General features: G+C 73.1%; 10 protein-coding genes. 6 read left to right on the top strand and 4 right to left on the bottom strand.

Annotated elements, in window-relative coordinates:
• Positions 1 to 128: 128 nt before the first annotated feature.
• Together ACZ45T_RS34560 and ACZ45T_RS34555 are read left to right on the top strand one after the other, a co-directional pair.
• Entirely contained in the window at positions 129 to 905 is a 777-nt protein-coding gene (locus ACZ45T_RS34560; protein ID WP_468448091.1) for an MBL fold metallo-hydrolase, read from the top strand.
• Entirely contained in the window at positions 902 to 1,531 is a 630-nt protein-coding gene (locus tag ACZ45T_RS34555; protein WP_468448090.1) for a DedA family protein, read from the top strand. The genes ACZ45T_RS34560 and ACZ45T_RS34555 overlap by 4 nt, the downstream gene beginning before the upstream one ends.
• Here the strand turns inward: ACZ45T_RS34555 and ACZ45T_RS34550 are convergent.
• Positions 1,485 to 2,606 carry a DUF2235 domain-containing protein gene (locus tag ACZ45T_RS34550; RefSeq protein ID WP_468448089.1) on the bottom strand — a complete coding sequence of 374 codons (1,122 nt, stop codon included), beginning with the start codon at positions 2,604 to 2,606 and terminating at the stop codon, positions 1,485 to 1,487. The genes ACZ45T_RS34555 and ACZ45T_RS34550 overlap by 47 nt on opposite strands.
• An 89-nt stretch (positions 2,607 to 2,695) precedes the next feature.
• Here ACZ45T_RS34550 and ACZ45T_RS34545 point away from each other — a divergent pair, with 89 nt between their 5' ends.
• The 3 genes from ACZ45T_RS34545 to ACZ45T_RS34535 are packed head-to-tail and all read left to right on the top strand — an operon-like array spanning position 2,696 to position 6,221.
• Positions 2,696 to 3,874: a caspase family protein gene (locus ACZ45T_RS34545; RefSeq protein ID WP_468448088.1), complete on the top strand. Its 1,179-nt coding sequence runs from the start codon at positions 2,696 to 2,698 to the stop codon at positions 3,872 to 3,874.
• Entirely contained in the window at positions 3,871 to 5,181 is a 1,311-nt protein-coding gene (locus ACZ45T_RS34540; protein ID WP_468448087.1) for a hypothetical protein, read from the top strand. Before ACZ45T_RS34545 ends, ACZ45T_RS34540 begins: the two co-directional genes overlap by 4 nt.
• Positions 5,181 to 6,221, top strand: coding sequence for a ComEC/Rec2 family competence protein (locus ACZ45T_RS34535; protein ID WP_468448086.1), 1,041 nt, complete (start codon positions 5,181 to 5,183; stop codon positions 6,219 to 6,221). The genes ACZ45T_RS34540 and ACZ45T_RS34535 overlap by 1 nt, the downstream gene beginning before the upstream one ends.
• A gap of 26 nt (positions 6,222 to 6,247) precedes the next feature.
• Here ACZ45T_RS34535 and ACZ45T_RS34530 read toward each other — a convergent pair whose 3' ends face one another.
• The 3 genes from ACZ45T_RS34530 to ACZ45T_RS34520 all read right to left on the bottom strand — a co-directional run bounded on the left by ACZ45T_RS34530 (position 6,248) and on the right by ACZ45T_RS34520 (position 9,320).
• On the bottom strand, positions 6,248 to 7,387 hold the full coding sequence (locus ACZ45T_RS34530; RefSeq protein WP_468448085.1) for an MBL fold metallo-hydrolase: 1,140 nt from the start codon (positions 7,385 to 7,387) through the stop codon (positions 6,248 to 6,250).
• Positions 7,388 to 7,439: 52 nt separating this feature from the next.
• Complete coding sequence (locus ACZ45T_RS34525; RefSeq protein WP_468448092.1) at positions 7,440 to 8,657, bottom strand: aminotransferase class I/II-fold pyridoxal phosphate-dependent enzyme; 1,218 nt, start codon at positions 8,655 to 8,657, stop codon at positions 7,440 to 7,442.
• A 90-nt stretch (positions 8,658 to 8,747) separates the two neighbouring features.
• Positions 8,748 to 9,320, bottom strand: a complete 573-nt coding sequence (locus tag ACZ45T_RS34520) for a TIGR03086 family metal-binding protein (protein WP_468448084.1) — start codon at positions 9,318 to 9,320, stop codon at positions 8,748 to 8,750.
• A 190-nt stretch (positions 9,321 to 9,510) separates the two neighbouring features.
• On the opposite strand from ACZ45T_RS34520, the gene ACZ45T_RS34515 reads away from it, so the two are divergent.
• Positions 9,511 to 10,332, top strand: coding sequence for a methyltransferase domain-containing protein (locus ACZ45T_RS34515; RefSeq protein ID WP_468448083.1), 822 nt, complete (start codon positions 9,511 to 9,513; stop codon positions 10,330 to 10,332).
• Positions 10,333 to 10,347: the final 15 nt, after the last annotated feature.

Here is a 10,347-nt window from a genome sequence, read left to right as displayed (position 1 = left end):
CGGCTCGTACTGGACGTACCAGCGCGGTCCGACAACGCGGCGAGGTGCCGTGCCGGGGGCCGCGACCCGGTGAACCTTTCCGGTCACAGCACTAGGCTCGGGAACGCAGCACTAGGGAGGGAGGCCGGGTGCCGGTGGAGATCACCTGGTGGGGTCATGCCACGTGCACCGTCGAGGACTCCGGGGTCCGGGTGCTGACGGACCCGCTGTTCGCGCGGCGGCTCGCGCATCTGCGGCGGCGGCGCGGGGCGGTGCCCCCGCCCGAGGCCGCGGTGGCGGACGTGGTGCTGGTGTCGCACCTGCACGCCGATCATCTGCACCTGCCGTCGCTGGAGCGGCTCGCGCCCGGGACCCGGCTGCTGGTGCCGCGCGGGGCGCGCCGGGCGGTGCCGGGGCTGGCGCGGGTCGCCGGGCTGCGGGGGCTGACGGTGACGGAGGTGGCCCCGGGCGAGGAGGTCGACGTACGGGACGGCGTACGGGTCCGCGCGGTCAGCGCGCGGCACGACGGGCGGCGGCTGCCGTTCGGGCCGCAGCGGGCGCCGGCGCTCGGGTACGTGGTCCAGGGCGCGGCGCGGACCTACTTCGCCGGGGACACCGGCCTGTTCGAGTCGATGGCCGAGGAGGTCGGGCCGGTGGACGTGGCCCTGCTGCCGGTCGGCGGCTGGGGCCCGTACCTGGGGCCGGGGCACCTGGACGCGGCGCGGGCGGCGCAGGCGCTGGCCCGGCTCGCGCCCGCGGCGGCCGTGCCGGTGCACTACGGGACGTACTGGCCCGTCGGGATGGACGCGGTGCGGCCGCATGAATTCCACGCCCCGGGCGAGGAGTTCGAGCGGCACGCGCGGCTGCTGGCGCCGAAGGTGACCGTACGGGTGCCCGGGCACGGAGTGCGGGTGCGGCTGCCGTGACGTGGCGCGACGTCGCGGCGGCGGCCGGCCAGGTACCTCCGGAGACCACCCAGCAGGCGGTGGGGTACCCGGCGTTGTTCGTGCTGGTGGCGCTGGGCGCGCTGGTGCCGGTGATCCCGACGGGGGCGCTGGTCAGTTCCGCGGCGGTGGTGGCGTTCCATCACCAGTCGCTGCCCTTCGGGGTGTTGCTGGTGTTCGGGGTGGCGGCGCTGGCGGCGTTCGCCGGGGACATGGCGCTGTACTGGCTGGGGCGGCGCGGGGTGCGCTCGCGGGGTGGCTCGCGCTGGCTGGAGGCGCTGCGCGGCCGGGCCACGCCGGAGCGGCTGGAGCAGGCTCAGGCGAGGCTGGACGAGCACGGCGTGCTGGTCCTGGTGGTCTCGCGGCTGCTGCCGGCGGGCCGGATCCCGGTGATGCTGGCCTGCCTCCTGGCGGAGCTGCCGCTGCGCCGCTTCGCCCGCGGCGACGCTCCGGCGTGCCTGGCCTGGGCGGCGACGTACGGCCTGATCGGCATCCTGGGCGGCTCCCTCTTCTCGGAGCCGTGGAAGGGCGTGGCCCTGGCGGTCGGCCTGACCCTCCTGATCAGCGCGGGCCCGGCCCTGTGGCGCCGACTGCGGGCCCGGCCCTGACCGGCCCGGTCGTCCCGGCTCGGGGGTGAGGGGTCAGCCACTGCCGGTCCGCCCAGTTCACCTCGGCCGGGATCCGTTCGCCGTACCGGGCGTCGGATTCGACGCGCAGCCGGACGCTCTCGTGCACGTGGGCGCCGTCGGGGATGCGGCGACGGCGGTAGGTGAGCAGGGCCCAGACGGCGCCCATGCGGTGGACCGTGCCGAGGGCGTGGGCGCCACCGAGGGTGAGGTGCTCGGCGTAGGCCCCGCTCTTGAGCAGCAGGCCGGAGTCGAGTGCGCCGTCCATGATCCACTTGAGCGTGACGGCGGGCAGTCTCGGGTCGTCCTCGAAGGTGCCGCCGACGTCGGAGTGGACTCCGGAGAACCAGACTTCCTCGATGAGCGGTCCGGGGTCCTCGGGCTTCTTCGGGGGTGCGACGAGGTATTCCTCGTAGGGCCGGCGCTTCTCGTCGATGGAGACGGCGTGACGCACGCGCAGGACGTTGGGGATCCTGCGGGTGAAGAGCCAGTGCAGGTTCCAGCGCAGCAGTCCGGCCGCCTTCACCGAGTCCCACAGTCCCATGAAGTGGACGGGGATGCCGGTCCGTTCGTCGGCCTTCCTGCTGAACACGTCGGCGAATTGGTGCAGCTGCTTCCAGTCGTCGCCGGTCCAGGTCCGGTTCTTGGCGTAGGCGGCGATGGCGTACGGGACGAGGTTCTCCGAGCCGGGGCGGAGCAGGCCGACCGCCTTGAGCAGTCCTGCGAGGGCCCGGGCGGTGTACGCGCCGCGGCTGAAGCCGAAGAGGTAGATCCGGTCGCCGCGTTCGTAATGGTGCATCAGGTAGGTGTAGGCCTCGGCGAGGTTCGCCTTGAGCCCGGATCCGAAGGCGAGGCCGAGGAGTTTGGAGAGCTTGCGGGCCGGGAGCGTCCAGGCGCCGGCGGCAGAGAAGGTTCCGACCCCGGGGTCGTAGTAGGCGATCTGCACGGCGGGGTCGTGGAGGTCGAGCATCTCGTAGAGCTTGACGACATTGGTGTTGCCGCGAGCCTTGAGCTGATTGCCCGTCCCGTCCAGGCACACCACGATGTTCTTGCCCATCACGGCCTCCGAGGGACATATGCTATATGCATTCCTATAATAGGAGCAAACGCTCCCACCGGCCTGCCGGTGCGTCACGCGGAGGTTCCATGGCCGCCTTCACCGTGCACCTGGACGAGAGCGCGGGGCCCGCGTCCACGCACGCGCTCGTCATCGGGGTCGGGACGTACACGCATCTGTCCGGCGGAACCGCACCCACCACCCATCCGGGCGCCAAGGGCTTGCGGCAGCTGTCGTCGCCGCCCCGCTCGGCGCGTGCGTTCGCCACCTGGATGATCGAGCAGTACCACGACCCGGCGAGACCGCTGGGAAGCCTGGCCCTGCTGATGAGCGAGGAGACCCCGGCGCCCTTCGTCCACCCGCACACGCATGCGGAGCACTTCGCGGAAGCGGCGACCATCGACAACATCGTGGCCGCCGTCAAGGAGTGGAAGGGGCGGGGCGACCAGGACGAGGCCCGGCTGGTCTTCTACTTCTGCGGCCATGGTGTCTCGCTGGGCCTCGACACGTCCCTTCTGGCGGCGGACGTCTTCGCCGACGAGGACAGCCCGCTGAACGGCGCACTGAACTTCGAGGCACTGAGGAGAGGGCTCAACCGCTGCCGGGCCCGCCAGCAGGTCTTCTTCGTCGACGCCTGCCGGTCCGGCTCCGACACGCTCCTCAGCCAGTTCGGGATCGACACCGTCGGACGGGTCCCGATATCCGGGAACACCCGGCCGGACGGGTTCGTGCCACGCCAACACGCCGTGCTCTACGCGACCTTGGACGGCGAGGAGTCCTTCGCCCGCGCCGGCCGGCTCAGTCTGTTCACGGACGCGCTGCTGCGGAGCTTCGACGGCTCCGCGAGCGAGAACACCCAGGGCCGCGTGTGGCGGGTGACCACCGGCACCCTGATCCACGCGGTCGTCAACTTCCTGGCGGAGCCCCCGTTCGCGGGCAGCCTCGCGAAGGCACAGACACCGGTGACCTCCGAGTCGGTCGACTTCCCCTTCCACGAGCTGAGGGGCGACCCGGTCGTCCCCGTGTACATCGGCTGCACGGATCCGGAGGACAACGCCCGCGCCGAATTCGTCTGCCGCCACCCCCAGCAGGAGGAACGGCGTCGCCCGCCACCCGCCGCCGGCGACGAGCCCGACCTCGGCGAGTGGGCCCTCTTCCTGCCGTTCGGGCACTACCAGATCGAGGCCGTCCTCGGCCCCGAAGACGTACGCAGGGACGAACTGGACGCCCGCCCGCCGATGTTCCGCGTCGGATTGGCCCGGCCATGAGCACCGAAGCCACACTCGCCGTCAGGCTCTTCCTCTCGTCCGCAGGGGAAGCCAACAACGCGGTGATCGTCGGGGACATCCGCCCGGCCGGCCTCGACGGCACGGAGCAACGCAACATCCTGATCCCGTGCGGGAGTTCGCCCGAACCCACCTCGTACGCGGTGACGCCCGGGCGCTATCTCGTGTCGGCCACCCTGCCGTCCGGGCTGGTGCTGACGGAGAACGCCACGGCGGTGGAGGGCCGGCAGACCCCGGTGGACTTCGTCATGACGGACTCGCCGTACGAGACGCACTCCTGGCAGTACCTCATGGGCAACATCGAGCCCGGCCGCGTCTACCACGGCCCCGCCGACATTCCGCTCGCCGAGTCGGTCGCCTCGCGGTCCATGGTGGCCGGCGCCGCCGGGCCGGACGGTGTCGTCCCCGAGGCGGCCGTCGACCTGACCGCGCTCGCCACCTGGATCGGGGATTGCGAGCCCGCGAGCTTGTCCTTCGCTTCGATGCTGGCGCTGCGGAAGCAGGCGCCGGGACTCGGGGTCGCCCGGGCGATCGCCCGGGGCGAGCCGCACGTCCTGCCGGCGCCCGACGTGCGCGGAGAGGCGGTCGCGCCGCTCTACCGGTTCGGCCCGCACGGACCCCTCCACGCCCCCGGCGGGCCCGTCGGCGAGCGGCAGTTCCTGGTCGTGGAGGCCGCCGGATCCGTGCGCCTGGTCACCCTGCCGCTGCCCTGGGGCGCCTCCGAGGTCGAGGTCCTGGTCAATCTGCGGCAGAGCCCGACCGGCAGCGCCGTGGCCGTGACCGTTCGCGACCCGGTGGCCGGCGCGGGGCTCGCGTACATGTCCCAGGGCGCCCTGGACACCGCGGCCCTCCTCTTCTCCGACATCAGGGCCGACATCGAGGAGATGCTCTCCGCCAAGCCCCCCAACCCGCTCGCGGCGGCGGCCGCGTCCTACGTCCTGCTCGGCACCGACCGCTCGCCGGGCGAGACGTACTGGGACCCGTGGCTGGAGGCCCTGGCCGAGGACTTCCCCCGGCTCGGCGACGGGGCGATCCTGCGGGCGGTGCGGATGCTGCGCCGGGCCCAGGCCCCGGCGGACCGGCGGCAGGCCCGCGACCGGCTGATCGAGGCCTTCGAGCGCGGCATCCCCCTCTACACGCTCGGGCTCGCCTGGCTCGTCGACGGGCTCTCGGCCTTCCCCGACGACCCCGAGTGCCTGCGCCGCCTCGACGAGGTGCGCCGGCTGTCCTGGCTGGCCGACATGCGCGAGCCGTTCCTGATTCTCGACCTGAGGCAAGGGAGTACGTGATGATCCGGCTCAGGATGCTGCCCGCCGATGACGGAGACTGTCTGCTCCTCGAATACGGCAACGAGGACTTCCTCCGGCGGATCCTCGTCGACGGCGGACGCAAGGGGACCTACAAGCGGATCAAGCCGCTGCTCGCCGAGCTGGACGGCCGGATCGACGTGTTCGTGGTGACCCACGTCGACCAGGACCACATCCTCGGTGCGCTGGCACTGCTCGAAGACCGCCAGCGTACGGTCGAGTTCGGGGACGTGTGGTTCAACGGCTTCGACCACCTCCACGACCGCGAGGTGTTCGGCCCGGAGGAGGGGGAACGGCTCACCACCGCGCTCATCACCCAGAACCTCCCCTGGAACAAGGCCTTCGAGGGCCGCAGCATCGAGGTGGACCATCCGCTGACCTGGTTCGACGACGGATCCACGATGGAGGTACTGGCGCCGGACCGCCGCCTGTTGGAGTCGCTGATCGACACGTGGAAGACGAAGGCCGAGGAGGCCGGTCTGATCCCGGGCGTGGACCCCTTGGAGCGGGAGCCGGTGGCCAGGATCGAGCACTTCGGCACGGTCGACGTCGACGCCCTGGCCGCGGTGCCGTTCAAGCGGGACGGTTCGGCGACGAACCCGACCAGCATCGGCCTGCTGTTCGAGTTCGAGGGGACGCGTATCGTCCTCACCGGCGACGCCGACGACCGGCGCCTGGTGACCTCGATCCGGCCGCGCGCCGAGGCCGAGGGCGGGCGGCTGCGGATCGACGCCCTCAAGGTCGCCCACCACGGCAGCGCCAAGAACCTCTCGAACGATCTCCTCGGCCTGCTCGACTGCGGCCGCTACCTGATCTCCACCAACGGCCAGGTCCACGGCCACCCCGACGACGTCGCCATCGCCCGGATCCTCAAGAACGGCGGGGAGACGAAGGAGCTCGTCTTCAACTACCGCGAGCGCGCCGAGGACTGGGAGGACGAAGGCCTGAAGGAGCAGTTCGGATACAGCGTGGTGAAGCCGGAGTCCGAGGAGAAGAACGGATTCGTCACCGTGGAGTTCTGAACCACCGTGGAGTTCTGAGCCACCGCTCAGGCCAGCGTGCGGGAGGCCCCGATCGGGAGGTCCCAGAGGTGTTCGCGGGGCAGCCCCGCACGTGACCAGGCGGCCCGGACGCGGAGCAGGGGTTCCATGACCGGTTCGGCGGAGAGGACGAAAGTGGCCCAGTGCATGGGGGCCATCCGGCGGGCCCCGAGGTCGACACAGGCCCGGACGGCTTCCTCCGGATCGGCGTGGACGTCGCTGAGCCACCAGCGCGGGGCGTAGGCGCCGATCGGCAGGAGGGCGAGGTCGATGCCGGGGTGGCGGGCACCGATCTCGCCGAACCAATGGCCGTAGCCGGTGTCACCCGCGAAGTAGACCTTCCGCGGCGTCGGGCTCAGGGTGTCGGTGAGGATCCAGCCGCCCCACAGGGACCGGCACGTGTCGATCAGGGACCTCTTCGACCAGTGGTGGGCCGGGACGAACTCGAAGCGTACGCCGTCCAGTTCGGCCGCTTCCCACCAGTCGAGATCGGTGACCCTGGTGAAGCCGCGGCGGCGGAACCAGCCGACGAGTCCGGCCGGGACGAAGAGGGCCGTGTGCCGGGGCAGCCGCTTGAGGGTGGGGGCGTCGAGGTGGTCGTAGTGGTTGTGGCTGATCACCACCGCGTCCACCGGCGACAGGTCCTCCCAGCGCACCCCGACGGGGGTCATCCGGCTCGGGGTGCCGAGGATCCGCCGGGACCAGACGGGGTCGGTCAGTACGGTCAGTCCGCCGGTCCGCAGTACCCAACTGGCGTGCCCGGCCCAGGTGACGCAGACCCTGCCGGGGGCCGCGGCGGGCAGCGGGCCCGGCTCGTACGGCAGGTCGGGGATGCCGCGCAGGCCGTCCGGGCCGGGCCGGAAGGCACCCTCGCGGGCGAGCCGGCCGAAGGCACGGACGCCGGGGAGCGGGGTGGTCAGCCGGTCGGCGAAGGAGGCGGGCCAGCGGCGGTGCGCGCCGAGCGGGCGCACGGCGGACGGGCCCTCGGGCGCCGTCGGTTGCGTCGGCGTCGGCGCAGTGGGCGTCGGAGGAGAGGGCGTCGGCGCAGTGGGCGTCGGAGGAGAGGGCCGGGGCGCGGGACGCCGGTCGACGGCGGGCCGTACGGGCTCCGCGGAGGCGGAGGCGGAGGCGTCCGTCCGATCCCTCATCGAGAGGTCTCCCTTCAGCGGGGTGCGGTCGGGGCGGGGGGCGGGCCGGTGGTCAGGCCAGCCCGGCCAGGACCGATCCGAGGCGCTCCAAGGCGCCGCGTACGTGCGGGAGCGCGAGCGGATCACCGGCGGTGAGCGCGGCCAGCCGCTCCTGCGGGGTGGCGCCCAGCAGCGGCCCGGTGGACAACCGCACGCGCAGCGCGCCCAGTTCGTCCGCGAAGCGCTGCCCGCCGGGCGTGGGCGCGCCCAGCCGGGCCCCGAGCCAGTCCTCCAGCTCCATGGCGTCACCGACCCCGTGCCGGGCGAGTCCGGCGCGCAGCGGGGTGAGGTCGGCGTAGAGGTGCCGGCCGGCCTGCGGGGGCCGGGCCATCGCTCCGGCCGCGAGGAGTTCGCGGTGTGCGGCGGCGGCCACCACGCCGTGCAGGGCGGCGGCCGCGTACGCACGTCCGGCGACGGCGTCGGGTTCGTCGAGGGCGTGTGCGGCGGCCCCGGCGACGGGTCCGGCGACCATCGCCCCGGTGGCGGTGAGCACGTCGAGGGTGCGGGCGCGCAGCCAGGTCCCGCGCACGGTGTCGGGGAAGCGGACCACGGCGACCGGCCAGCCGGCGGGCAGCAGCGCACCGGACAGGTCGACGAGGACCGCGGCCTGTTCGGGGAGCATCTCGGCCGGGCTCAGGACCAGGGTGTCGTGCGGCCGGTGGACGGTGTCGCGCCAGCTCTCGTCGCTGACCACGAACAGTCCGGCGGACTCGGCGGCCTCGCAGGCCTCGTGCAGCATCTCGGGCGGCGGCACGGTCGCGGTCGGGTCGTCGGCGACCGACAGGAGCAGCACCCGCGGGTCGCCGCCCTCGGCGCGCACCCGCCGTACGGTCTCCAGCAGGGCGTAGGGGTCCGGTACGCCGCCGCACTCGGCCGGGGTCGGCACGTGGTAGGCCCGCCGTCCCAGGAGCCGGACCTGCGGGGTCCACCAGGCGGGACAGGGCCGGGGCAGCATCACGTCGCCCCCGTACGCGCCGAGCAGGGCGAGGAGCAGCGCGGGGGCTCCGGGTCCGGCGGCCACGCTGTCGGGGGAGGTGGCGAGCCCGCGCCGCCCCCAGTGGCGGCAGGCGGCCTCGCGTACGGGCTCCCCGCCACCCGCGGGCTCGGGGGCGGAGCGCCCCGCGGCGGCGGCGAGTACGGAGACCAGTTCGGGCAGGACGGGCAGGCCCGGCTGGGGTGCGGGTGGACCGTACCGGACCGGGCCGCGGCCTTCCGCCGCCGTGCGCTGCATCCCCGCCACCGCTTCCCGCCTTCCCGCGACTCACCCGACGATGCCCTTTATACGATTATTCGGCGCGATATGCCCGTTATCCAGCGAGTGTCAGCCCCGCCTCCCCAGCAGCGCGAGGAGCCTGGTCTGCGCGTTGGCACCCGCCGGAACCTCCAGCGGCTCGGCGTACGCACCACTGGCCGCGAGCGAGTCGGCGTACGGCATGACCTCCTTGATGGAGAACTCGACGAGGCCGTCGGGCAGCCGCTCGTCGGCCCCGATGCCCCGCGCGAGATCCCAGGTGTGCACGACGCAGTCGGCCGTCAACTCCGAGCAGTACGCGGACCCGAGCGCGGGCCCGTAGGAGAGCCGCACGGTCCGGTCCAGCGCGCCGGCCTCGGCGAAGGCGGCGTGCGCGGCGGCCGCCGCCCTGTCCCAGGCTGCGACCGGATCGTCGCCCAGCACGTCGCCGGAGAACGCGTCGCCGAGCTCCTCGACGGTGCGGCCCTCGGCGACCAGCGGCGGGATCCAGAGCTGCTCCCCTGTGACGTGGTTGACCAGCTCCCGCACGTTCCACTCCGTGCACGGGGTCGGCGCGTCCCACTGATCGCCCTTGACGGCGCGCACGTGCTCACCGAAGAGCCGCAGCGCCTCGGCATGCCGTTCGAGCAGCGTGTCCGGCATGGCTCTCACCGTCCTCTGCCATGGGGATGTCCCCCTGGAGCCACTCTCCTCGCACCTGCATTGCCCTGCCACCGACCCCGCGAATTCCCTTGGTACACAAGGATGGTGTCCATATATCAAAACGCATATCTCGTATGACGAACTGATCGCTTACGGTGGGATCAACGCTTCGACGAGGAGGGGTCAGACCATGAACACCGCCAAGGAGACCGCCGTCTACACCCACGGCCACCACGAGTCGGTGCTGCGCTCGCACCGCTGGCGCACCGCCGAGAACTCGGCCGCGTACCTGATCGGCGAGCTGCGCCCCGGGATGTCGGTGCTGGACGTCGGCTGCGGCCCGGGCACGATCACCGCCGACCTGGCGGAGCTGGTCGCGCCGGGCGGGCACGTCACGGCGGTCGACGCGGCCGAGGACGTGGTGGAGCAGGCCCGCGCCCACGCGGCGGAACGCGGCCTGAGCGGGGCGATCACCTTCGGCACGGCGGACGTGCACGCACTGGACTTCCCCGACGACTCCTTCGACGTGGTCCACGCCCACCAGGTGCTGCAGCACGTCGGCGACCCCGTACAGGCGCTGCGCGAGATGCGCCGGGTGTGCCGGCCGGGCGGGATCGTGGCCGCGCGCGACGCCGACTACGCGGCGATGGCCTGGTACCCGCGCTCGCCCGGCCTGGACGACTGGCTGAGCCTGTACCGGCGGGTCGCCCGCGCCAACGGCGGCGAACCGGACGCGGGCCGCCGGCTGCGGGCCTGGGCCCGGGAGGCCGGCTTTACGGAGGTGACCTCCTCGGCCACGTCCTGGTGCTTCGCCACCCCGGAGGAGATCGCCTGGTGGTCCGGCCTGTGGGCGGACCGTACGGGAGCCTCCGCGTACGCGACCGTGGCCACCGGCGGCGGCCACGCGACGGCTGCCGACCTGGCGGCCGTAGCCGACGCCTGGCACGCCTGGGGCGCGGACCCCGACGCCTGGTTCTCGGTCCTGAACGGCGAGATCCTGTGCCGGGCCTGACTCCGGGCAGCCTCG

The organism is Streptomyces sp. NPDC030995 (genome assembly GCF_055571215.1).
This window is presented reverse-complemented; position numbering and strand designations above follow the sequence as displayed.